At 63.0% G+C, this 23323-nt stretch carries 17 protein-coding genes; 11 read left to right on the top strand and 6 right to left on the bottom strand.

From position 1 onward, the window contains the following. The first annotated feature begins 42 nt into the window (after positions 1-42). The 3 genes from NMB96_RS09650 to gloA all read left to right on the top strand — a co-directional run bounded on the left by NMB96_RS09650 (position 43) and on the right by gloA (position 3947). Entirely contained in the window at positions 43-1878 is a 1836-nt protein-coding gene (locus tag NMB96_RS09650) for a copper resistance system multicopper oxidase (protein ID WP_255086758.1), read from the top strand. Between the two features lie 218 nt (positions 1879-2096). Further along, a complete protein-coding gene (locus NMB96_RS09645) occupies positions 2097-3191 on the top strand; it encodes a copper resistance protein B (protein ID WP_425520923.1) in 1095 nt (364 codons plus the stop codon). A 231-nt stretch (positions 3192-3422) separates the two neighbouring features. Next, complete coding sequence (gene gloA / locus NMB96_RS09640) at positions 3423-3947, top strand: lactoylglutathione lyase (RefSeq protein ID WP_255086756.1); 525 nt, start codon at positions 3423-3425, stop codon at positions 3945-3947. A 172-nt stretch (positions 3948-4119) separates the two neighbouring features. Here the strand turns inward: gloA and NMB96_RS09635 are convergent, their stop codons facing one another. Together NMB96_RS09635 and NMB96_RS09630 are read right to left on the bottom strand one after the other, a co-directional pair. Then, complete coding sequence (locus NMB96_RS09635; protein WP_255086755.1) at positions 4120-5256, bottom strand: hypothetical protein; 1137 nt, start codon at positions 5254-5256, stop codon at positions 4120-4122. Between the two features lie 229 nt (positions 5257-5485). Further along, positions 5486-5959: a hypothetical protein gene (locus tag NMB96_RS09630; protein WP_255086753.1), complete on the bottom strand. Its 474-nt coding sequence runs from the start codon at positions 5957-5959 to the stop codon at positions 5486-5488. Between the two features lie 542 nt (positions 5960-6501). Here NMB96_RS09630 and NMB96_RS09625 point away from each other — a divergent pair. After that, positions 6502-8967, top strand: coding sequence for a hypothetical protein (locus NMB96_RS09625; RefSeq protein WP_255086752.1), 2466 nt, complete (start codon positions 6502-6504; stop codon positions 8965-8967). A 373-nt stretch (positions 8968-9340) separates the two neighbouring features. Here the strand turns inward: NMB96_RS09625 and NMB96_RS09620 are convergent, their stop codons facing one another. Then, entirely contained in the window at positions 9341-10024 is a 684-nt protein-coding gene (locus NMB96_RS09620) for a hypothetical protein (RefSeq protein ID WP_255086751.1), read from the bottom strand. 89 nt (positions 10025-10113) lie between these two features. Here NMB96_RS09620 and NMB96_RS09615 point away from each other — a divergent pair, with 89 nt between their 5' ends. Further along, on the top strand, positions 10114-10749 hold the full coding sequence (locus tag NMB96_RS09615) for a Crp/Fnr family transcriptional regulator (protein WP_255086750.1): 636 nt from the start codon (positions 10114-10116) through the stop codon (positions 10747-10749). Between the two features lie 274 nt (positions 10750-11023). On the opposite strand, the gene glmS is transcribed toward NMB96_RS09615, so the two are convergent. Further along, positions 11024-12853: a glutamine--fructose-6-phosphate transaminase (isomerizing) gene (glmS, locus tag NMB96_RS09610; protein ID WP_255086749.1), complete on the bottom strand. Its 1830-nt coding sequence runs from the start codon at positions 12851-12853 to the stop codon at positions 11024-11026. Between the two features lie 203 nt (positions 12854-13056). Between glmS and NMB96_RS09605 the strand changes: the two genes are divergently transcribed. The 6 genes from NMB96_RS09605 to NMB96_RS09580 all read left to right on the top strand — a co-directional run bounded on the left by NMB96_RS09605 (position 13057) and on the right by NMB96_RS09580 (position 20841). Continuing rightward, complete coding sequence (locus NMB96_RS09605; RefSeq protein ID WP_043888898.1) at positions 13057-14328, top strand: efflux RND transporter periplasmic adaptor subunit; 1272 nt, start codon at positions 13057-13059, stop codon at positions 14326-14328. An 81-nt stretch (positions 14329-14409) separates the two neighbouring features. Further along, the gene (locus NMB96_RS09600; RefSeq protein WP_023902459.1) at positions 14410-15129 is read left to right on the top strand and encodes an ABC transporter ATP-binding protein; all 720 of its coding nucleotides are present in this window, start codon (positions 14410-14412) and stop codon (positions 15127-15129) included. An 11-nt stretch (positions 15130-15140) separates the two neighbouring features. Continuing rightward, positions 15141-16439, top strand: coding sequence for an ABC transporter permease (locus NMB96_RS09595; RefSeq protein ID WP_023902458.1), 1299 nt, complete (start codon positions 15141-15143; stop codon positions 16437-16439). A 55-nt stretch (positions 16440-16494) separates the two neighbouring features. Further along, positions 16495-17727, top strand: a complete 1233-nt coding sequence (locus NMB96_RS09590) for an ABC transporter permease (protein WP_023902457.1) — start codon at positions 16495-16497, stop codon at positions 17725-17727. Between the two features lie 409 nt (positions 17728-18136). After that, the gene (locus tag NMB96_RS09585) at positions 18137-19480 is read left to right on the top strand and encodes a sigma-54-dependent transcriptional regulator (RefSeq protein WP_023902455.1); all 1344 of its coding nucleotides are present in this window, start codon (positions 18137-18139) and stop codon (positions 19478-19480) included. 8 nt (positions 19481-19488) lie between these two features. Beyond that, positions 19489-20841 (top strand): sensor histidine kinase, encoded by a 1353-nt coding sequence (locus NMB96_RS09580; RefSeq protein WP_043889661.1) that lies wholly within the window; start codon positions 19489-19491, stop codon positions 20839-20841. 40 nt (positions 20842-20881) lie between these two features. On the opposite strand, the gene NMB96_RS09575 is transcribed toward NMB96_RS09580, so the two are convergent. Continuing rightward, entirely contained in the window at positions 20882-21847 is a 966-nt protein-coding gene (locus NMB96_RS09575) for a NosD domain-containing protein (protein WP_255086748.1), read from the bottom strand. Positions 21848-21956: 109 nt separating this feature from the next. Continuing rightward, positions 21957-23321 (bottom strand): bifunctional UDP-N-acetylglucosamine diphosphorylase/glucosamine-1-phosphate N-acetyltransferase GlmU, encoded by a 1365-nt coding sequence (gene glmU / locus NMB96_RS09570; RefSeq protein WP_255086747.1) that lies wholly within the window; start codon positions 23319-23321, stop codon positions 21957-21959. Between the last annotated feature and the right edge of the window lie 2 nt (positions 23322-23323).

Raw genomic sequence — 23323 nt, 5'->3', positions numbered from 1 at the left:
TGCGCGGGGTTTCTAAGCGATGCGATGCGTCCGCCTTCATCCGTGGGCCGCAGCGGAGATGTCATGTCTTTCGATCCCACTTCTTTCGATCCACCCTCCAACGGCGGCCTGAGCCGGCGACGCTTCGTGCAGGGCATCGCCCTGGGCGGGGTTGTCGCAAGCACCGGCCTGTGGCGCAGCGATGCGCGTGCGTCCAACCCGGTAAGCACGCCGGTCCTGCGTGGCAGCAGCCAATCGCTGCAGATCGGCCGCATGCCAGTCAACCTCACCGGGCGCACGCGCACCGCCATCACCGTCAACCAGAGCCTGCCCGCGCCCACGCTGCGCTGGCGCGAGGGCGACATGGTGAGCGTGCGCGTACGCAACGCGCTGGCCGACCAGCCTACCTCGGTGCATTGGCACGGCCTGTTGCTGCCGGCCAACATGGATGGCGTGCCGGGCATGAGCTTTGACGGCATCGCGCCGGGCCAGGAGTATCACTACCGCTTCGCGCTGCGCCAATCCGGCACCTACTGGTACCACAGCCATTCGATGTTTCAGGAGCAGGCCGGGCTGTATGGCGCGATCGTCATCGACCCGCTGACACCGCCGCCGTATCGGCACGATCGCGAGCATGTGGTGCTGCTCTCTGACTGGACCGATCTGGAGCCGGCCGCGCTGTTCCGGCGGCTCAAGCAGATGCCCAGCCACGACAATTACGCACAGCGCACCGTGGGCGATTTCCTGCGCGATGCGCGCGAAGACGGCATGCGCGCAACGCTGGCCGATCGCGGCATGTGGGGGCGCATGCGCATGACCCCCACCGACCTGTCCGACGTCAACGCCAATACCTACACCTACCTGCTCAATGGCGTCGCGCCGGCCGGCAACTGGACCGGGGTGTTCACCCCCGGCGAGAAGGTACTGTTGCGTTTCATCAACGGCTCGTCGATGACCTATTTCGACATCCGCATTCCGGGCCTGCGCATGACCGTGGTGGCCGCCGACGGCCAATACGTGCACCCGGTGAGCGTGGACGAGCTGCGCATTGCTGCTGCAGAAACCTTCGACGTGATTGTCGAACCCATCGGCCAGGATGCATTTACGTTGTTCGCGCAGGACATGGGTCGCACCGGATTTGCCTGCGGCACGCTGGCGGTGCGGCATGGCTTGCAGGCACCGATTCCGGCACTGGATCCGCGCGCGATCCTGACCATGCAGGATATGGGGCATGGCGACGGTATGGCACCAGCTGATCACGCCATGCACGGCGGTGATGCGATGCAGGGCGATCCACACGCAGCGCACGCGATGGCAATGCCGATGCCGGCAACGCACATGCATGAGCATGCAAGTAACGATGCGCAGAGCAAGGCACCGCACCACCCCGCCAGCGAAGACGGCAATCCGCTGATCGACATGCGCAGCAATGCCACTTCACCGCGCCTGGACGACCCCGGCGTTGGCCTGCGCGACAACGGCCGCCGCGTGCTGTGCTACGCCGACCTGCACAGCGTGTTCGACGATCCGGATGGACGCGAGCCCGGGCGCGAGATCGAGCTGCATCTGACCGGGCATATGGAAAAATTCGCCTGGTCGTTCGACGGCATCGCCTTTGCATCAGCAGAACCCTTGCGGCTGCAGTACGGCGAGCGGCTGCGCATCGTGTTGGTCAACGACACCATGATGCAGCACCCCATCCACCTGCACGGCATGTGGAGCGACCTGGAAGACGCCGACGGCAATTTCCAGGTGCGCAAGCACACCATCGACATGCCGCCCGGCACCCGCCGCACCTACCGCGTGCGTGCCGATGCGCTAGGCCGCTGGGCCTACCATTGCCATCTGCTTTACCACATGGAAGCGGGCATGATGCGCGAAGTGCGGGTGGAGGCATGAGCGCGCTTCGTACGCAAGACGTGGTGCTGCTCGCACTGCTGCTGAGCGCATCGGCTACTGCACAGGAGCATGTGCCTGAGGCGATGGATTCATCCGCGCATGCCGATGGCACGCATGCAATGCAGATGGCCGACCACGCAACGGCTGCCCAGTCGCAGACGTCCACCGCGACAGATGTATCGCCGCCATCTGCGCAGGAGACCGCAGATGCGATGCAGATGGATCACGCGCATCTGCAACACACCGGCGCTGCATCGCCATCGGCAGACGCTGCCGACAGCACGCCTGCGCAACGCCCGGTACAAGCCGACGTTTCGGCATCGCCGACATCGATGCATCACGCAGGCATGCAGCACGCCGACGTCAAGCATGCCGCACACCAGGCCTCTACGAATCCACAACCGGGTCACAGCCAGCAGCCCCAGGCAGACATGGACCATGGGGCAATGGACCATGCGTCGATGGACCACGCGTCGATGCAGCACGCCCCGATGCAACATGGACCAGCGCAGCATGGGCCGATGGATCACAGCAACATGCAGCACGCACTGCACACCGAAGCGGCGACCCAAACGTCGGCATCGCCCACCACCAGCGCACTGCCACGCGAGCCTATCCCCGAGCCCACTGCCGAGGAGATCGCTGCGGCATTTGCACCTCTGCAGCACCATGCGATGCACGCGGCAGGCATCAATCACTACGTGTTGCTCGATCGACTGGAAGCGTCCAATACCAACCGCGGCAGCGGTCAGGATTGGGAAGCACGCGCCTGGATCGGTGGCGACATCGACAGGCTCTGGCTGCGCAGCGAAGGCGAGCGGCACGACGGGCGCACGCAGGACGCCTCGTTGGAGGCGTTCTACGGTCACGCCATCTCACCGTGGTGGGATGTACTGGTTGGCGCACGTCAGGACATCGGCGCGGACGCGCATCGCAGCTGGGCCGCCTTCGGCGTGCAGGGACTGGCGCCCTACAAATTCGAAACCGAAGCCACGCTCTACATCGGCAGCGGCGGCAGCGCGGCACTGCGACTGGAAGGCGAGTACGAGGTGCTGCTGACCAACCGACTGATCCTGCAACCGCGCGTGGAAGTCAGTATCGCCTTGACCGACGACAACCGGCGCAACATCGACAACGGAGTGGAGCAGGCCGAATTCGGCCTACGGCTGCGCTACGAAATCACCCGCCGTTTCGCGCCCTACATCGGCTGGGTGCACAGCCGCAGCTTCGGTGACACCGCCAGACGCGCTGCGATCGAAGACGAACCGGCGCGCGACAGCCGCTTCGTTGCCGGCGTGCGCATCTGGTTCTGAGACAGCCGCTGTGCGTGCATGGACCTGATCGTTCGGGTCCATGCAACACCCTCTAGGAGGGCAAGGAAGTCTGCTTACAGCGATCACCTAAAGAACAGCCGCGATGAGCGAAAGAAGCATAACGGCCAGATCACCGATTTCTCGCAATGCAGACATACCGACAACCATTGCCTCGCTAACATCGGCGCCCAACGCAGTCAGACCTGCCCCCATTCCATCAAGGAGACCGCAATGCCTTTGACCGATCTGCAACACGTTCCCGGCGCCAGCGCCGCGCCCGCCGAGACCGGCGGTTTCGTGTTCAACCACACCATGCTGCGCGTCAAGGATGCACAGCATTCGCTGGATTTCTACACGCGCGTGCTGGGCTTCCGCCTGCTCGATGCACGCGATTTTGCCGATGCGAAATTCAGCCTGTACTTTCTCGCCTTGTTGCCGGAAGGCACCGCAATCCCCGAAGAAGATACCGACCGTCGTCTGTGGATGGCCGGCATTCCCGGCGTACTGGAACTCACCCACAACCACGGCACCGAAACCCAGGACGGCCCGGTCTACCACGACGGCAACAGCGAGCCGCGCGGCTTCGGCCACATCTGCATCTCGGTGCCCGACATCCACGCCGCCTGCGCCCGCTTCGACACCCTCGACGTGCCGTACCAGAAGCGCCTGGAAGATGGCCGCATGAAGCACCTGGCCTTCATCAAGGACCCGGACGGCTACTGGGTAGAGATCATTTCCAATACGCCGCTGGCCTAACGCAGAACAAAAAATGCCCGGAATTCCCGGGCATTTTTTATGCGTGCGAGCTATCGGCAGTTGTTACAAAACGGCGCGTTCGAGCAACGTGCATCAGCAAAGAACACTACCAGCACCTTTCAACGAACCCGATGCGCTCAGAGGCAGCCGCCATCCAGCGCGGCGCACTGCATCAGTTGGAAGCGGCAACAGCCTCTCTGTCCGGAAACCATTGCGGCAACTGCTCGGCAAATCTTGCAGCACATTCCTCGCTGTAGGCCTGCGCGGCTTCTTTGACCAGTGCGTAGTCGTTGGCCTCCCATTCCTCAAGCGATGCAGTGCGCGGTGTCGGTGCACAGTCCAGATTGACCGGGCTGGCCTTGCGCTTCAGAAGGCCCGAGCGCTCACCGCAGATCGTCACTGCATAGCGCAGCTCGTAGGGCGACGTGGTATCGGCCAGGCTCTGGTAGACAAGCAGCCAGTCGGACATCAGCACCTGCAGCGGGAACGGGTCCACCGGCAGTGCTGCCGGATGCCCGGTGAAGTAGCTCTTCAGACGCGCATTGACCGCATCGCGCTGCAATTGATATCCGGGATTCCCCACGGCCTCCATCTTCTCGCCTTTCAGCTGCCCCTTACCAAAGGACGACACTGCGATACCGCGCGCGAACAGGCTGGTGGCGATCTGCAAACCCACCACCGCCCCAGTGTGTCCGCGCCGCACCACGCGCAACATTTCGTCGCCGTTGGGTAGCCCGTTGGAACCAACTCGCATGCTGGCATGCAACGGAAGCTGCAACGCCCAATCCGCCGACGATGCAATGACGGCATCGCCTTGCGTTTGTGAAGCGGACTGCTCCTCCGTTGCAGCGACCAACACCGTGCCGGCAGCCGCAGCATAGGCCGTCGCTGTCGAAAAATCGCCAGTGGCAAATGCAGGTACCACTGCCACCGCCTCTTCCCCACGTGTGGCCGTACAGAACGCGCTGGAAGCACGCATCTGTACTTCATGAAATGCGATGCCGTTGATCTGATGTACCACCGCATCCTGGCCGTACTGCGCCACCAGTTTGGTAACGATGGCCTCCTGCTCGACCGGCTGCTGGCCGCAGACCTTGGCCGCGGCGGTGCGCGACCAGGCGAACTGCAGCGCAGGATCCCACCCCATCGCGTCTTCGCCCACAAACCCGTGGTCGTAGTGGTAGGCGTAGATGGCAGGGTCGATTTCTTGCAAGGTCATCCCGCCCACACCCGCATAACCGGGCGGAACATCGCCAGCCATCGCAACGCCGCTCAGTGCCGAGATCGCCACCGCAATCAATGCTTTCATAGATTCCTTCCACTGGAAATGGCGTCGCATTGCGTGTCCCCCACGCAATGCGACAAGACACTGTCAGACCGCGCGGACAGCGGCCAATAGCACAGTGCTTGGTCCATCGAACAATGATCCGCAGTCGGCTCGAACGCTCAGTTGCGAACATAGTGTGGGCGCATCACGCGCACTTGGCAGTCGGGGCGGTCCCCACATCTGTAGGGACCGCCCCGGAAGTGGCGGTTATCTATGCATGCAACAGTCCGCGAGTACTGCGCTGCCACTCGCGCGGCGGGCGCAGTGCGGCAAGCGTGTGGACCAACTCGCGATAGCTCTCGGCCAGTTGCGCGAACAGGCTGGCATCGCTGCAACGCGTGTCGGCCACATCGGAATAGGCGCCGCGCCCCAGGTCGATGAAGTAGTCCACGCTGAGCCGGCGACGTTGCGCCACGCCTGGAAACAGCCCGGCAATCAGCAGACAGCCATCGCCCACATCGCGTAGCAGATCGGCACGCACACTGCCCATCTGTTCCTGCGCATGCAACCACGCCAATGCCTGCGTGCGCGAAAGCAGATGCGCATCGCGCTGGAAGCGCAGCAACACGAACACCAGATAATGCTCGCGCGATTCGTCCAGCGGCCGCGCGATGCGCTGCCCTGCCTCACGTACCAACGCCTGCCACAACTCGGCCGGCGCGCCCTGTTTGAAAGACTCGTGCATACGTCCTCCTGCGTGGTGGGACCCTCGCCAAGACAGAAGCATATTCCGGGCCAAACGGTTGGCAGTGCCGGGTGTCGAGCGCTAATGCAACCCGTGCCGACGAGCGCAGATGGCGGCATGGTGCGTGGCCACATGCCAGCGGCATCGAAGCCGCCTGTCCATCGCAACGGCCGGGTGGATCCCAGACACCTCACTGTGTCGATGCCTCGGCATGTCGACGAAATCGCGCAACAGCACGACCTGTCCAAAAAAGTGACCTGGCTCGCGCAGCGAGACATTGGCATCAAACGAACGCGACTGTGTGATCCATGTTCGCATTCAAACGCGTGCGCCTCTCTAGGATGGCCGCTGCCCGGCGCGCCCGATGCCGCTGGACATCCAGGTTCTGCGGTCGCGGAGGCGCGATGCACATGCATGACGCCCAGCCCTTGCCGTGCTGCATCGGCGGTCGCAGAACTTCCCAGCGGGATCAATGCGCAGTGGTTTGGCGCGCTTCCGCAATTCCCGGAAGCCTTGTGCTTCTGTAACAGGAGTCATCCGACATGGGTGTAAAAACGTCAGTCGTTTCACTATTCCTGGCATCCACGCTGTGGCTGTCCAGCAGCGATGGCCACGCCTTTGCACGGCCTGGCAACCCGCCGGATGCGCGCACACCTGCAAGCAACAGCAAAACCACCGCGATCGGTCCTGCGTCCGCGGCGTATCCAGGTCCGACAGAGGTGCCCGCCGGCACGGCGATGACGTTCTGGGCATCGCAACCGGTCGACCGCAACGAGACGGTGGTAGTCAGCGGTGGCAACATCGGCCCCAGCGCCACGGTGCGCCTCACGCGGCTCGACGATGGCGCGGTGGGCAGTCCGTTGGAGGCGACAGACAGCACCAATAGCGGCTGGAGCAGCGTGACACCGACGCAGGCCACCGAGCAATCGCTCAAGTTTCAGCTTCCCGATAGTGCGCGCGGCGTCTATGCGTATCAGATCGTCACCGGCAGCGGTGCGGGGGCAACGACGCTGGTGAATGCGCCGGATATCTGGTTCGTGCAGGGCAATGTCGGCGGCGGTGCATCGCCGCGTGGCAGGCTCAATGTGTTCGGCACCGCCTTGGGCAGGATGTCGGCATCGAGCCAGCCGGTGCGGCTTGCGCTGGTCAAGGATGGCACCGTGCAGCGTATCGTGATCGCCGACGAATCGAATCCCAAAGAAGGCATGTACGCACAGAGCTTCGCCATTCCGGCCGACATGCCCGAAGGCGACTACGAGCTGTATTTGCACAATGGTTCCGGCGGTCCCAGCGCATGGAGCCGCTATCAGAATTTCGGCGTCGGCGCAGATCGCACCGCCCCACGTCGCACCATCACCACCGTCAGCATTGCCTATCCGACCAACTGGCCGAACATCCAGTGCAGGGTGGCCCCGGCGATCGGCAACGGCGCACCGGACGATGCGAGTTTTGTCGCCGCATTCGCCTGCGCGGCCAATGGCGGTGTGGTGTCGATTCCCGCCGGCAGATACACCTTGTCGCAGCAATACGCACAAGGATTCAATCAGACGATTCCCAACCACGTGGTGATCGCCGGCGCGGGCAAAGACGCCACGGTGCTGTCCTTCCCAACCGCCAACAACACCACCTTGTTCAAGGGCAACGGCGTCTATTACACGCCGCCACGCCAACCCAAGTGCGATCAGCAGATCAACTGGGCCACCAACCTGTTTGGCATACGCGACCTGGCCATCGAAGCGCCCGCCATGCGCGAAGGAACCGGCATCGTGTTCGAGCATATGCCGCTGACGGATCTGCGCTCGGTCCCCTTCGTGCGCGATATCCGGCTCACCCTCGGCAGGCAAACCGATCGCACGGCCAACGGGCCGCTGACGACCGGCATCCAGGCGAGCAATATCTCCAACCTGCAGATCAGCGGAAACGACATCACCGCCAGCAAGCCGATCACCATGGATAAACACGTCTACGGCGCTACCGTGCAAAACAACACACTGCGTTGGCACGAGCTGGCACTGACGTTCAATCATGATGTGCAGAACGCGCTCATCACGCACAACCGGCATCTGTCCGCCGGTGCGCCTTATCATCAAACGCCCTCGGAACTGGGTTTCGCGGCGCCCGGTCGTGATGTGTACTACGCAGACAATGCCAGCCAGTATCCGCAGGATGCGCAGCAAACCTGGCAGCTGACGTTGGACGAGGGCATCGGCAACTATCTTGGCAAGGTCGCTGCCAGTTCGGGGACGACGCTGACGTTGGCCAACAATGCAAAAGACGTTCCGTATCTGTGCGATCCCGATGGCAACTCGGTGATGATCGTTTCCGGCAAGGGTGCCGGCCAGATGCGTTACCTGATGGGCAATACATCGCCGCTGGGCAACCGCGTGAACCTGGACCGCGCATGGGACATCCCGCCCGATCAGAGCTCCACCATCACCATCGTGACCACCAACGGGCGGATGTTGTTCGTCAATAACGACCATGGTGGCGCTGGCCCGATCACCAACTTCTTTCCATCCGCCGACGTCATCCATGCATACAACCGGCTGCATCGCTTTGGTGCCGGAATCGTGCAGCCCACCGGGTTTTATACCGATGCCAACTCGCTACTGGCAGGCTGGCATTCGCAGATGCTCAATAATGAAATTACTGCAGATGCGGTTGCCAACCCGTCCTCGATCGGTGGCCAGACGGCAGTATTCAACCTGCAGGGAAGCAATCTCATGATCAGCGAAGGCAAGCGGGAAAATGCCTGGTACACCGATGCCGTCACCAGCACCGGCATCATCCGCAATAACCGCTTTGCCGCAGGCGCAACTGGAAGCGTGGGCCTTTGGGATCGGGTGAAGAACTCGCTGATCGAGAACAACACCACCCCGGAGGTCCGCATTCAAAACGAAAACGTCAAGGACGCATTGATCCGCGGCAACCGCACGGCAAGCGGGCAAACGTCGCCGGTCATCATGAATGAGCCTCGCCCGGAAAGCGGCAATCTGATCGTGCCGTAGCCAACGCAGCTACCGATACGCTGCGCCCATCGTGTCGCAGCGTACTGGCCTAATTGCTCAGCCCGCGCAACAGGCGCGTTACGCCGAGGACGCGGCTCTGGATAACACCATCTGGTGAACGCTCTTCGGCATGAATCCGCGTCGAAGGCGCCCATCTCGCAGTGAGCGCAGCGCTTTATCGGCCGTTCCTACTCCACCGTCACCGACTTGGCCAAGTTGCGCAGCTTGTCCACATCGGTGCCGCGCGCCAACGCGGTGTAATTACGCCAACAGTTGCACCGGAATGGTGTGGATCACCGGCGACAGCACGCCGGCGTGGCGCGGGGTGCGGATCACGTGCACGCCTTCGGAACTGCCACTGCAGGGCACGTCATCAGGTACGCAAGACCAGTGCCTTTCGCTCTTCACGATTCACGAGCCACGTGAGCAATGCACCGGGCAGCAGGAATCCCAGCGTTACAAGCAAGCCGTGGAGCATATGTGCCGCCGGCTCGTCCAGCACGGCGATGTGCTTCATCGGAGACAGCCACGGAGAAAGATTGAAGAACGCGATCGTCAAGACGACAAGCGACAAAGTCCAGTTCACCCCACGCTTGCGCGCCGAATTCCAGGCGTAAGCGGCCAGCACAACAACAAAGAGTCCTTCGATCACCCAAGAGGCGGTGCCAAGCCGTCCCCACAGTCCCAGACCAAAGTGGGTCTGGGAATGCGGCAAAAGTGCCAGGTCATTGTTGTGCATTGGCCAGTCGGCAAGGAAGTGAGAGAAAGAAGCGATGAACGCCAGAACTGCAACGCGTCTGTCTTTCCAGAAGAGGCCAGCCCAGACCAAGGAACAAACGACCGCCGCCAAGAGCGAATGATCCCAGTCGATGAATGTCAGGTCGAAGAACAGATAGGGGCCTGCAGCAAGGTTGGGCGTTACGATGTCCCAGCCAAGCATGATGAAAATACCGTCCAGGATGTCGAGGAAGCCGACGCCCAGCAGTAGCGGAAGCGTCGGGATGCTCGGAAAGCGGGCTTTCAAGGCTAGTCCGATCGCAAAGTGACCCACATACATGGCTGGTGCTCCAAAGATTAGGCCTGCATGGTGCCCCCGTTGAACCCTCCAGACTGTAAAATCAGAACAGTTCGACCACGGTCCCGGCTATGCCCGACGATGGCACCCTGAGTCCAGAGATTGCAGAGATTTTTCTCTCCCAGGCTTCGGTTCGAACGTGTGTTGCGGGGCAGCGCATCTTTGAGCTGGGCTCCTCCCCTGCCTGCATGTTCGGCATTCTCAGCGGCTCGGTCCGGGTCTCGCTGGAGCCGATCCAGCTCAGCGAGAGGCTGTCGCTGATCCTTGGACCAGGCCAGTGGTTCGGGGAAGTTCCGCTGCTGGATGAGCGGGCACGGGCGTTCAGCGCGGTGGCCCACGGGCGTAGCAAGATCGCCGTCGTCTCGACTGCCGCCTTCAACCGTGTGATCGCATCCAACCCGGCGGCGCTCCTGGCCATCACCCGCCTGGTGTGCTCACGCTATCGCCAGACCTTGGACTGGATTGAAGCCAACCAGGCACGTTCGCTCGAACGCCGGCTGGCGGCTCAGCTTCTCACTGCCCAACACAACGTCCGCATGCCACAGAGTGCGCTGGCCGACAGGCTGGGCGTCTCCCGTCCTACCGTGAACCGGCTCTTGAAAGCATGGAAAGCCCAAGGCTTGATCGACGTTGGCTACGGGAAAGTCAATGTGCTGAACATGGAAGCCCTGGCATCGATCCTCGCAGGGGAGCTAGAGCGCGACTAGCGCCCCTTGGCGCCTGGATGATCAGGCCAAGTCCCCACCGCGGAACCAGCATGCGCGATCCGATTCTGTGGATGGCAGACCAGTAGGAGTCGCAAGCGTCGCGCTGCAGAAACCCAAAAGGGCGGGAGCAATGACGCCCCCGCCCTTTCGCTCTTTTCGGGTTTGGACGAAGCATTACTCGTCCGCCCGCCACACGTCGGCGCTGGTTGGACGAACCATTGTCCAGTCGGACCGAGAGTTCCCTGCGACCGCCCACGATGCTGGGCTTCTGCCGCTACTCTACCGTCACCGACTTGGCCAGATTCCGCGGCTTGTCCACATCGGTACCGCGTGCCAGCGCGGTGTGATACGCCAGCAGTTGCACCGGGATGGTGTGGATCACCGGCGACAGCACGCCGGCATGGCGCGGGGTGCGGATCACGTGCACGCCTTCGGACTCGCTGAAGTGGCTGTCCTGGTCGGCGAACACGAACAGCTCGCCACCACGGGCGCGCACTTCCTGCATGTTGGATTTGACCTTTTCCAGCAAGCGGTCGTTGGGTGCGATCACCACCACCGGCATCGCCGCATCCACCAGCGCCAGCGGTCCGTGCTTCAACTCGCCGGCCGGATACGCTTCGGCGTGGATATAGGAGATTTCCTTGAGCTTGAGCGCGCCTTCCAGCGCGATCGGGTAATGCAGGCCACGGCCGAGAAACAGCGCATTTTCCTTGGCCGAGAAGCGCTCGGCCCAGGCCATGATCTGCGGCTCCAGATTCAGGGCGTGCTGCACGCTGCCGGGCAGGAAACGCAGCTGCTCCAGATAATCCGCCTCTTCGGCCTCGCCGATGCGCCGCCGCAACTTGCCCAGCACCATGGTCAGCTGGAACAACACCGCCAGCTGGGTGGTGAACGCCTTGGTCGAGGCCACGCCGATCTCCGCGCCGGCACGCGTGTAGCAGACCAGTTCGCTGGCGCGCGGGATCGCACTTTCGGGCACGTTGCAGATCGATAGCGTGTGCAGATGCCCCAGCGATTTGGCGTATTTCAGCGCCTCCATCGTGTCCAGCGTTTCGCCGGATTGGGAGATGGTGACGATCAGATGTTTGGGGTTGGCATAGGCGGCGCGGTAACGGTACTCGCTGGCGATTTCCACGCTGCACGGCAGCCCGGCGATGGCTTCGATCCAGTAACGCGCGGTCATGCCGGCGTAGTAGCTGGTGCCGCAGGCCAGGATCTGCACGCCTTCGATGTCGCGCAACACCGCTTCGGCATTCGCGCCGAACAGAGAGGCAGGAAATCCCTTCGCATCGATCGCCGCCTCGATCGTATCGGCCAGCGCGCGCGGCTGCTCGTGGATTTCCTTCTGCATGAAATGCCGGAACGGACCGAGCTCCAGCGATGCCAGCGACACATCGGACAGATGCAGCGGGCGTTCGACCGGCGCGTCGTTGCCATCGAAGATGCGCACGCCATCGCGGCGCAGTTCGGCCGTATCGCCCTCTTCCAGGAAGATCACCTGGCGGGTGGCCTGCACGATGGCCGAGACATCGGAGGCGACGAAGTTCTCGCCCTCGCCCACGCCGATCAGCAGCGGGCAGCCCATGCGCGCGCAGACGAAGCGCTCCGGCTCGGCCTGGCTCATCACCGCCAGCGCGTAGGCACCGGTGAGTTCCTTGACCGTGCGCTGCAGCGCGATCAGCAGATCGCCGGCGCTACCCAGATGATGATGGATCAGATGCGCGATGACTTCGGTATCGGTCTGCGACTCGAAGGTGTAACCGAGCGCGCGCAACTTCTCGCGCTGCTGCTCGTGGTTTTCGATGATGCCGTTGTGCACCAGCGCCACGCCGGCACTGATATGCGGGTGCGCGTTGGCCTCGGTGACGCCGCCATGGGTGGCCCAGCGCGTGTGGCCGATGCCCAGCGTCGCGCCGAACTGCTCGGCCTGCGCTGCCTGCGCCATCTCCACCACGCGCCCGGTACGACGCACGCGGCGCAGCTGCGCGCCATCGAGTACCGCAATGCCGGAGGAATCGTAGCCACGGTACTCAAGACGCTTGAGTCCTTCGATCAGGACCGGGACCACATCGCGCCCGGCGATCGCTCCGACAATGCCGCACATAGGACAACCCTTGAAGACGAAGCCGCGCATTTTAGCGTGTCCGATCTTGTCCGCTGCATGACCGTGCCCGGACAGCGTGTCCGCGCCAGTGTCCGCGGACACTGCGGACACCTGCCCCCAAGCACAAAGACGTTTACTTTCAAGCACTTGGCAATTGGCACAGGTTCTGCTTTATCGCAGTGACGCCACCGAGCCAGCCGATCATGATTCGCGATACCTCTGCCCAGGACCAGGTTCTCCGTACATCCGCCCAGCGCGCGCCATGGCGCCGTTGGCTGTGGCCTGGCATCGCTGCGGTCGCCGTGTTGGCCGGTATTGGTTGGGCGGTCACCGCGTGGAGCGCCGGCAGCCGCTCGTTCGATGCCAGCCGGGTGCGTATCGCCACCGTCAGCCAGGGCGACCTGGTGCGCGACATCGCCGCAGACGGCCGCGTCATCGCCGCCAACAGCCCCGTGCTGTACGCCATCTCGGCCGGCACGGTGACGCTGAGCGTGGTGGCCGGCGACGTGGTCAAGCAGGGCCAGGAGCTGGCGCGCATCGACAGCCCGGAGCTGCGCAGCAAGCTGGCGCAGGAGCAGGCCACGCTGGCCGGCCTGGAAGCCGAATCCAGCCGCGCCGGGCTGGATGCCACGCTGGCCCGTGCCAACGCCAGCAAGCTCACCGACCAGGCCAAGATCGACAAGCAGGCCGCCGCACGCGACCTGGAGCGCTATCAGCGCGGCTACGATGGCGGCGCCGTGCCGCAGGTGGAACTGGCCAAGGCGCAGGACACCTTGAAGAAGACCGATATCGACCTGCAACACGCGCAACGCGATGCCTCGCTCAAGAGCCAGGGCGCGGATCTGGATTCGCGCAACAAGCGCCTGCTCGCCGACCGCCAACGCGCGGTGGTGGCCGAGGTGCAGCGCCAGGTCGATGCACTCACGTTGCTGTCGCCGTTCGATGGCCAGGTCGGCCAGGTGCAGGCGGTGCAGCACACCCAGGTCGTGGCGAATGCGCCGATCCTGGGCGTGGTGGATCTGTCAAAGTTCGAAGTCGAGATCAAGGTGCCGGAGAGCTTCGCGCGCGATCTGGCGATCGGCATGCCGGCGCAGCTCACCAGCGGCAGCGGAGAACCGTTTCCCGGTGCCATCTCGGCGGTGTCGCCGGAAGTGGTCAACGGCGAAGTCACCGCGCGCATCCGCTTTGCCGACAAGCAGCCGCCGGGCCTGCGCCAGAGCCAGCGCATGAGCGCACGCGTGGTGATGGACACCCGCCGCAACGTCCTCAAGGTCGAGCGCGGCCCGTTCGTCGAACAATCCGGCGGCAGCTACGCCTACGTGATGGATGGCAACACCGCAGTACGCCGCCCGGTGCGCATGGGCGTCAGCAGCCTGGGCGAAGTGCAGGTGCTCTCCGGACTGCAGGTGGGCGACCGCGTGGTGGTGTCCGGCGCAGATAACTTTGGAGATGCCCCGCGCGTCACCGTTCACTAAGAGCGGCCAGCAAAATTACTGCGGTTTGTTAGCCACTCTAAATCTCTTCCGCACACACCACTTTTCGCAAAGGAATCGGCAATGCTCAAGATGCAATCGGTCTCCAAGGTCTTCCGCACCGAACAGGTGGAGACGCACGCGCTGCGCTCGCTGGACCTGCATGTGCGCGAAGGCGAATTCGTCGCGGTCACCGGCCCTTCCGGCTCGGGCAAGACCACCTTCCTCAATCTCGCGGGGCTGCTGGAGACCTTCACCAGCGGGCAGTACCTGCTCGATGGCGAAGACGTCAGCCATCTGTCCGACGATGCGCGTTCGCGCCTGCGCAATCAGAAGATCGGTTTCATTTTCCAGGGCTTCAATCTGATTCCCGACCTCAACCTGTTCGACAACGTCGATGTGCCATTGCGTTATCGCGGCATGGCCGCAGCCGAGCGTAAACAGCGTATCGAAGAAGCCTTGACCAAGGTCGGCCTGGGCTCGCGCCTGAAGCACTACCCCACCGAGTTGTCCGGTGGTCAGCAGCAGCGCGCCGCGATTGCGCGCGCATTGGCCGGCAGCCCACGCCTGCTGCTGGCCGACGAACCCACCGGCAACCTCGACTCGCAAATGGCACGCGGGGTGATGGAACTGCTGGAGGAAATCAACAGCCAGGGCACCACCATCGTGATGGTCACCCACGACCCGGAACTGGCCGCACGCGCGCAGCGCAACGTGCATATCGTCGACGGCCAGGCCACCGATCTGGAACGCAATCCCGCCCTGATGCGCTCGCGCGATAGCGCACCCACCCTGGCCGAGTAAGGGGCACCTCCATGTTCGGCTATTACTTCACTCTCGCGGTCCGCAGCTTCCGCCGCAACAAGATACTCACCGCGCTGATGGTGCTGGCGATCGCACTCGGCATCGGCGCCAGCATGACCACGTTGACGGTGTTCTATGTTCTGTCTGGCGATCCGATTCCGCAGAAGAGCGATCGGTTGTTCACTGCCTTGGTGGACCCGTACCCCAAAGCAGGCTACCAACCGGGAGAAGAACCTGGCGACCAGGTCACTCGCTTCGATGCCGAAACGCTGCTGCGCGAAAAGCGCGCAAAACGCCAGGCCTTGATGACCGGCGGACGAGTGGCGATCGAGCCCGACAAGAACGGCATGACTGCCTTCAAATCGGAAGTACGCTTTACTTCGGCAGATTTCTTCCCAATGTTCGAAACGCTCTTCCTGTATGGCCAGGGTTGGTCGGCCGGTAGCGACGAGGGGCACGAACGCGTTGCGGTGATCACCAAGGAACTCAACGACAAACTGTTCGACGGCAGCAACAGTGTCGGCCGCGACCTGCGCATGGACAAGAACACCTTTCGTATCGTTGGTGTTCTCAATGACTGGAAAGTCAACCCACGTTTCTATGATCTCAGCAACAGCTACGGCTCGAGCGAGCAAGTGTATCTGCCATTCTCCGTCGCGATGGATCTGAAGATGGATCATTACGGCGGTATGAATTGCTACGGCAAGAACGACAGCGACCAGACAGCGCTCAACGCATCCTGCACATGGATGCAGTACTGGGTGGAGCTTGACAGCCCAGCGCAGGCCGGCGACTACAAAGCCTACCTGGATAACTACTCCGATCAGCAGCGCGCTGCAGGGCGCTTTGAACGTCCGAACAATACCCGCCTGCGCAACGTGATGGAGTGGCTGGACTACAAGGAAGTTGTCCCTAGCGACGTCCGCCTGCAGCTGTGGCTGGCGATGGGCTTCCTGCTGGTGTGTCTGCTCAATACCGTAGGTTTGCTACTCGCCAAGTTCCTGCGCCGCAGTGGAGAGATCGGCGTGCGTCGCGCCCTGGGTGCCTCACGCGGTGCCATCTTTGCGCAATGCCTGGTCGAAGCCGGAACCATCGGACTTGCCGGCGGCGTTGCAGGGCTTGGGCTGGCATGGTTGGGGCTGTGGGTCGTGCGCCAACAACCTGTCGACTACGCCAAGCTTGCGCATCTGGATCCGAAGATGTTGTTGCTCACCTTCGCATTGGCGCTCGTTGCCAGTCTGTTGGCCGGCTTGCTGCCCTCCTGGCGTGCCATCCAGGTTGCGCCTGCGCTACAGCTCAAAGCGTCCTGACCACCAAGCCCGCCGCCCTGCGGCGGGCACGGCCTCTTATCCGAAGGTACCGCCCATGGACATCCGCCCCATCATTTCCACCCTGCGCCGTCACAAGACCGCATCAGCATTGATCGTGCTCGAAATCGCACTCGCCTGCGCCATCATCTGCAATGCCATGTTCTTGATCGGCAACCGCATCGAGACGCTGCAGCAACCCAGCGGCATCGCCGAATCGGAACTGGTCAGCGTCCAATTGGGCGGCATCGGCACCCAGGTCAATGCAGAAGCGCGCACACGCGAAGACCTGGCTGCACTGCGCAGCCTGCCAGGTGTCCGCAGCGCGATCGTCATCAATCAGATTCCCTTTGTGCATTACTCATGGAACAGCAGCATCTCCCTGACGCGTGAACAAGAGCGCCAGACACTTAGCGCTGCGCAATACATGGCCAGCGAAGGCACCATCGGCACACTTGGCCTGCAACTGGTCGCAGGGCGTGATTTCACCGCAAGTGAATTCATCGATATGGCACAGGCCAATAACGACAGGTCCATCGACCAGAAAGGCCTTTCAGTGATCATCACTCGGCGCATGGCTGACAAGCTGTTCCCCTCGCAAAATGCATTGGGAAAGACAGTCTATGCAGGCGATACCGCACTCCACATCATCGGCATCGTGCAGACACTGGCACGCCCCACCAACAATAGCGCCGGCGGTGTTGATCAAAGCAATTACTCGATGTTGCTACCACTGCGCATCGACTACACCGCAGGCCAGTACATTATTCGTGTCACCGATCCAACGCGTCGGGCAGAGGTGCTGCAATCTGCCGTCGCTGCGCTGATGAAATTAGACAATAGCCGGCTGGTCCTGAAACAGGAGACGTATAGCGAAATCCGCGCGGAATATTTCGAGAATGATCGCGCAATGGTGTGGCTACTTGGCGCGGTCTGTATCGCACTGCTGATCGTCACCGCACTGGGCATCGTGGGCTTGGCCAGCTTCTGGGTACAGCAGCGTACCAAGCAGATCGGCATTCGCCGCGCACTGGGCGCCACGCGCGGCCAGATCCTGCGCTACTTCCAGATCGAAAACTTCCTGCTGGCCTCGGTCGGCATTGTGCTCGGCATGTTGCTGGCGTACTCGATCAATATCTGGCTGATGGACCGCTACGAGTTGCCACGCCTGCCGGTGCTGTATCTGCCGATCGGCGCGTTACTGCTCTGGGCGCTGGGCCAGATCGCCGTGTTCTGGCCCGCGCGTCGTGCCGCACTGGTACCGCCGGCGGTGGCCACACGTAGCGCGTGATGAGCATGCGGCGCGTCAGCGGTTGCTGTGTCCACCCGCTGACGCGAGGCACACATTCGATCTTGCTTAGCTCATGTGCGATGGCACCATCGCTGCCGTTGACATGGACAGCGGAAATCTATGCAACGCCGATCCACCACTACCAACTTTACGATGCTGGCTACTGCCTTGCCCTGACGCCCATGTTGCGCATGTTGCGCATGGACTAGCCTGCGCTTGAGGCCGGCATCGACGCATGCCTCTTGCCGACTCCCCTGCACTGATCAACCGATCAAGACACTGCCGGGTTCCGCCCTGTCTGGCTAATCGCTGCTCGACCCGCGCGCTCCCCGTATCTCGTACAGTTCCGCCATGTCTCGAATCCTGTTCTGATAGAACTCTCTCCTTCGCGCCTTTTACCGAGCACCCGATGCCGCAGATTTTGATCATCGACGACAACACCGCCGTGGCCACCGCGCTGGAGGTGCTGTTTTCGTTGCACGACATCGACGCGCGGCATGCGCATTCGCCGCAGACCGGATTGGCGTTGCTGGACGAGCAAGGGTTCGATCTGGTGATCCAGGACATGAACTTCACCGCCGACACCACCTCCGGTGAGGAAGGCGAAGCGCTGTTCGCGCAGATCCGTCAGCGCCACCCCGATCTGCCGGTGATCCTGCTCACCGCCTGGACCCATCTGGGCAGCGCGGTGGGCCTGGTCAAGGCCGGTGCGGCAGACTACATCGCCAAGCCCTGGGACGACACCAAGCTGCTAACCACGGTCAACAACCTGCTGGAACTCTCCGAAGCACGCCGCGAACTGGAACGCCGCCGCGAGCGCGAGCGGCGCGGTCGCGAGCAGCTGACCCAACGTTACGACCTGCGCGGCGCGGTGTTCGCCGACCCGGCCAGCGAACGCGCGATCGCGCTCGCCTGCCAGGTCGCACGCTCGGACCTGCCGGTGCTGATCACCGGCCCCAACGGCAGCGGCAAGGAGAAGATCGCCGAGATCATCCAGGCCAACTCGCCGGCAAAGAACGGCCCGTTCATCGCGCTCAACTGTGGCGCACTGCCCGGTGAATTGATCGAAGCAGAATTGTTCGGTGCCGAGGCTGGTGCTTACACCGGTGCGAACAAGGCGCGCGAAGGCAAGTTCGAAGCGGCCGATGGCGGCACGCTGTTTCTCGACGAAATCGGCAACCTGCCATTGGCAGGTCAGATGAAGTTGCTGCGCGTGCTGGAAACCGGCCGCTACGAGCGCCTGGGCTCCAATCGCGAACGCCACGCCAAGGTGCGCGTGATCAGCGCCACCAATGCCGACCTGCAAGCGATGATCCGCGAAGGCAGCTTCCGCGAGGATCTGTATTACCGGCTCAACACGGTGGAAATCGCGCTACCCGCACTGGCCGAACGCCCCGGCGATATCGGGCCATTGGCTGAGCACTTTCTGGCCGGCGACAAACCGCTGTCCACGCAGGCGCGCGATGCCTTGCAACGGCACGCATGGCCCGGCAACGTGCGCGAGCTGCGCAACGTGCTGCAACGTGCGTGCCTGCTCGCGCAAGGTGTGCGTATCGAAGCCAGCGATCTGAACTTGCCACGCGCAGCCGCACCACGCCCGGTTGCGCCGGCGGCAGGCGAGCCGGATCGTGCCCGCATCGAACAGGCACTGGCGCGCGCGCAAGGGGTCATCGCTCAGGCCGCCGCCGAGTTGGGGCTGAGCCGACAGGCCCTGTATCGGCGCATGGACCGCTACGGCATCACTTCGGAATGAATATCCGCATGTGGCAGCGTTCCTTCACGTTCTCGCTGTTTTTGCGGCTGTTGCCGGTGCTGGCGCTGGCGGCCGCGCTGCCTTGGTTCACGGCGTACTGGCTGGACCGTGGCTGGGAAGTGGCGGTGTTATCGGCAGTGGTCCTGTTGTCGGCAATGTGGTTCAGCCTCAGCCGCGCCACAGCTCCGATGCGCTCGCTGTTCCGCGCACTGGCCGGCACCACCAGCAGCTACCGCGATGGCGAATACAACTTCGGCGTGTACTGGCGCGGCACCGACGAGCTGGCGCAGCTGGTGCAGGCGCACGCAGAGCTGGGCGAGGTGCTGCGCGCGCAACGGCGCAATCTGGTGCAGCGCGAATTGATGCTCGACACCATGTTGCAGAACACCCCGGTGGCGATGTTGCTGGTGGTGGCCGGCGGCGATGGTGTGCGCCGTATTGGTTTCTCCAACAACGCTGCGCGCAAGCTGCTGCATGACGGCCGCAAACTCGAAGGCCAGCATCTGGACGATGTGCTCAGCCGCATGCCGAACGAATTGCGCGATGCCTTGGCACGCGGCGGCGATTGTCTGTTCGCAGTACGCGAAGACGGCGATGACGAAGACGACGAGCAGATCTATCACCTCTCCCGCCGCAGTTTTCATCTCAACGGACGCGGCCACGAGCTGTTGTTGATCCGCACATTGACCAACGAACTGCGCCGCCAGGAAGTGCAGACCTGGAAGAAGGTGATCCGTGTGATCAGCCACGAGCTGAACAATTCGCTTGCACCGATCGCCTCGTTGGCACATTCCGGCGCCGAGCTGCTGCGTCGCGAACGTACCGACCGGCTCGGCATCGTGTTCGAAACCATCGAAGAGCGCGCACGCCATCTGGAAGGCTTCATCCGCGGCTACGCACGCTTTGCCAAGTTGCCGCAGCCGCAGCTGCAGACCATCGAATGGGCGCCGTTTCTGGAGCGTTTGCGGCAACAGATCCCGTTCCAGCTGCAAGGCGCGCTGGCGGATGTCTCCAGCCGCATCGATGCGGCGCAGATCGAGCAGGCATTACTCAACCTGCTCAAGAATGCGCACGAAGCCTGCAGCGAGGCGCAGCCACCCAACAGCGACGTCGCTGTGCGCGTGACCCGCGTGCCGCAATGGCTGCGCATCGAAGTGCTGGACCGCGGCAACGGCATGAACGAGGCCGTGCTGCATAACGCGCTGATGCCGTTCTACTCGACCAAGCGCAACGGCACCGGGCTCGGACTTGCGCTCACCCGCGAGATCGCCGAAGCCCACGGCGGACGCATCTCGCTGCACAATCGCGAACACGGCGGGTTATGCGTCACCTTGTTGCTGCCGTCTGCGGTGGCCGGTTAGTTCGCTGCAAGCTGTAGCGAGCAACCGTTTGATAACGGCTTCACCCGCCACGAAGCGTCCCGCGCTCTTCGATGCGCGGTTTTTTCAACGCACCACAGGCATCGTCTGCACCTGTCGTTCGCGTGGCGTCGATCGCGCCGTAATAGCCAGCCCCCACCGTGTTGTCGAAGAACTGCCCGCCTTGCGAGGGACACTCGCCTTCAGGCTTGATCCAGTCCGAAAACGCCGCGTACTTGCCGGCCCGGACGAAGCGATTGGTACCGACATAGGTGTTGTCCGAGGCATCGCGGGTGCGTACGGCATCGCCGTTGACGTTGGTAAAGGTATTGCCTTCGATGCGGTTACCGGAGGAGTGACGCGCCAGATAGATTGCATGGATGAAGCCTGAGGTCTTGGTGTCGTTTTCGATCGACACGAAGCGATTGCGTTCGATGCGGTTGTCGCGCGAATTCTGCAAGCGGATCGCCGCGAATGAATACGCCGCTTCGCTGCTGCTGCCATGGATGCCACCGATCCGCTCGAAGGTCATGTTGCGGATCACGTTGCCGCTGTTGCCGTCCTGGCTGCGTTTGCTGCTGCCCAGGTCCATTGCCATCCAGTAATTGCTGACTTTCAAACCGGCGAAGGTCAGCCGCGTGGCAGCATTGCCGCCGCCCTTCAGCGTGAACCAGGTAGCGCCACCGCGTCCATCGAACCACGGTGGCGTGGCGGCATCGGATGCTGCGATGAAGCGAATGGACGCGCCGTTGGTGAATGTCCATTGCACCGACTGCCGCAAATAGGTGCCTGCGGCAATCACCACATCTACCGCGCCGGTGGGGCGCCGTTCGAGCAAGCGCTGTTGGGCGGCACTCAAACTACGCAACGCCGTCGAGGCACTGGTGCCCGCCGCGGCGTCGTTGCCATCCGGCGCCAGATACAGCCGAAAGGTCTGTGCGGATACCGCCCCTGGTAGCAGCGCTGCCAAGAACACCATCAACAGCAGTGCATAGCGTCGCGTTTGCATCGGGCACCTCGTAATCGTTGGCGACGTGCGTGGTCTGCCAGTGTCGTCACTGCACAGCGCAGGTGCAGCATGCGGTGCAGTACGACGACCAAGCCGCATGCACCCACCGCTATTTCTTGGTCGGACGCTCCCAGCCTTCGATCACGGTCTGACGCGCACGCGCCACGCTGAGCTGGCCGGCAGGCGCATCGCGGGTGATCACCGAGCCCGCGCCAATGTTGGCCATGGCACCGATGACGATCGGTGCCACCAACGCGCTGTTGGAGCCGACGAAGGCGCCATCGCCGATGGTGGTCTGCGACTTGTTCACGCCGTCGTAGTTGCAGGTGATGGTGCCGGCGCCGATGTTGACCTTGCTGCCGATCACCGCATCGCCCAGATAGGTCAGATGGTTGGCCTTGCTGCCTACGCCCATCGTGACCTTTTTGGTCTCGACAAAGTTGCCGATATGCACGCCATCGGCCAGCACCGTGCCAGGCCGTAGCCGCGCGAACGGGCCGATTATCGCTGCGCCTTCGGTCACCACGCCTTCCAGATCGCAATGCGCACGCACCTGCGTACCGGCGCCGAGCGTGACATCGCGCAGCCGTACGAACGGGCCGATCACCACGCCATCGCCCAGCGTCACCTCGCCTTCCAGAATCACATCGATATCCAGTTGCACGTCATTGCCCACTGTCACCGTGCCGCGTTGCTCCACGCGCGCCGGGTCGGCCATGCGCACGCCGCGCAGGCACAGCGCACGTGCCGCACGTGTCTGCCAGGCACGCTCCAGTAGCGCGAGTTGCCACAGGTCGTTGGCACCTTCCACATCCTGCGGATCACTCACATGCACCATGTCGGCCGGGGTGAAATCGGCCGCGGCGCTGGCAAACACATCGGTGAGATAGAACTCGCCCTGCGCATTCTGGTTCGACAAACCACTCAGCCAACGACGCAGCGCCGTGGACTCGGCGGTGAGGATGCCGGTGTTGATGGTGCGGATGCGGCGCTGCTCGTCGTTGGCATCCTTCTGCTCGACGATCGCGGCGACCTTGCCTTCGGCATCGCGCAGGATGCGGCCGTAACCGCTGGGATTGGGCACATCGGCCACCAGCACCGCCATGCGCCCGGGTGCGTGCAGCAGTTGCAGCAAGTCGTTGGACTGGATCAGCGGCACATCGCCGTACAACACCAGCACCGTGGCTGCGTCCGGAATCGCATGCATCGCCTGCTGCACCGCATGCCCGGTGCCCAGTTGCTGACGTTGCTCGGCCCAGTGCAGATCGCTTTGCGCAGCGAACGCCGCCTGCACCTGCTCACCACCGTGCCCGTGCACCACATGGATCGCGGCTGGCTGCAACTGCCGCGCAGTGGCGATCACGTGCGCCAGCATCGGCTGGCCGGCAAGCGGCTGCAGCACCTTGGGCAGGGACGAGCGCATGCGCTTGCCCTCTCCCGCGGCCAGGATCACGACGTGCAGGGGCAAAGTCATCG

This window comes from Xanthomonas hortorum (assembly GCF_024339125.1).
Taxonomy (GTDB): Bacteria; Pseudomonadota; Gammaproteobacteria; order Xanthomonadales; family Xanthomonadaceae; genus Xanthomonas; species Xanthomonas hortorum.
This window is presented reverse-complemented; position numbering and strand designations above follow the sequence as displayed.

What these genes read in the sequence shown, in the direction of transcription:
- NMB96_RS09645 (WP_425520923.1), top strand. Translation starts at nt 2,097, where the DNA reads ATGGATCACGCGCATCTGCAACACACCGGCGCTGCATCGCCATCGGCA.
- gloA (WP_255086756.1), top strand. Translation starts at nt 3,423, where the DNA reads ATGCCTTTGACCGATCTGCAACACGTTCCCGGCGCCAGCGCCGCGCCC.
- NMB96_RS09635 (WP_255086755.1), bottom strand. Translation starts at nt 5,256, where the DNA reads ATGAAAGCATTGATTGCGGTGGCGATCTCGGCACTGAGCGGCGTTGCG.
- NMB96_RS09630 (WP_255086753.1), bottom strand. Translation starts at nt 5,959, where the DNA reads ATGCACGAGTCTTTCAAACAGGGCGCGCCGGCCGAGTTGTGGCAGGCG.
- NMB96_RS09625 (WP_255086752.1), top strand. Translation starts at nt 6,502, where the DNA reads ATGGGTGTAAAAACGTCAGTCGTTTCACTATTCCTGGCATCCACGCTG.
- NMB96_RS09620 (WP_255086751.1), bottom strand. Translation starts at nt 10,024, where the DNA reads ATGTATGTGGGTCACTTTGCGATCGGACTAGCCTTGAAAGCCCGCTTT.
- NMB96_RS09615 (WP_255086750.1), top strand. Translation starts at nt 10,114, where the DNA reads ATGCCCGACGATGGCACCCTGAGTCCAGAGATTGCAGAGATTTTTCTC.
- glmS (WP_255086749.1), bottom strand. Translation starts at nt 12,853, where the DNA reads ATGTGCGGCATTGTCGGAGCGATCGCCGGGCGCGATGTGGTCCCGGTC.
- NMB96_RS09605 (WP_043888898.1), top strand. Translation starts at nt 13,057, where the DNA reads ATGATTCGCGATACCTCTGCCCAGGACCAGGTTCTCCGTACATCCGCC.
- NMB96_RS09600 (WP_023902459.1), top strand. Translation starts at nt 14,410, where the DNA reads ATGCTCAAGATGCAATCGGTCTCCAAGGTCTTCCGCACCGAACAGGTG.
- NMB96_RS09595 (WP_023902458.1), top strand. Translation starts at nt 15,141, where the DNA reads ATGTTCGGCTATTACTTCACTCTCGCGGTCCGCAGCTTCCGCCGCAAC.
- NMB96_RS09590 (WP_023902457.1), top strand. Translation starts at nt 16,495, where the DNA reads ATGGACATCCGCCCCATCATTTCCACCCTGCGCCGTCACAAGACCGCA.
- NMB96_RS09585 (WP_023902455.1), top strand. Translation starts at nt 18,137, where the DNA reads ATGCCGCAGATTTTGATCATCGACGACAACACCGCCGTGGCCACCGCG.
- NMB96_RS09580 (WP_043889661.1), top strand. Translation starts at nt 19,489, where the DNA reads ATGTGGCAGCGTTCCTTCACGTTCTCGCTGTTTTTGCGGCTGTTGCCG.
- NMB96_RS09575 (WP_255086748.1), bottom strand. Translation starts at nt 21,847, where the DNA reads ATGCAAACGCGACGCTATGCACTGCTGTTGATGGTGTTCTTGGCAGCG.
- glmU (WP_255086747.1), bottom strand. Translation starts at nt 23,321, where the DNA reads ATGACTTTGCCCCTGCACGTCGTGATCCTGGCCGCGGGAGAGGGCAAG.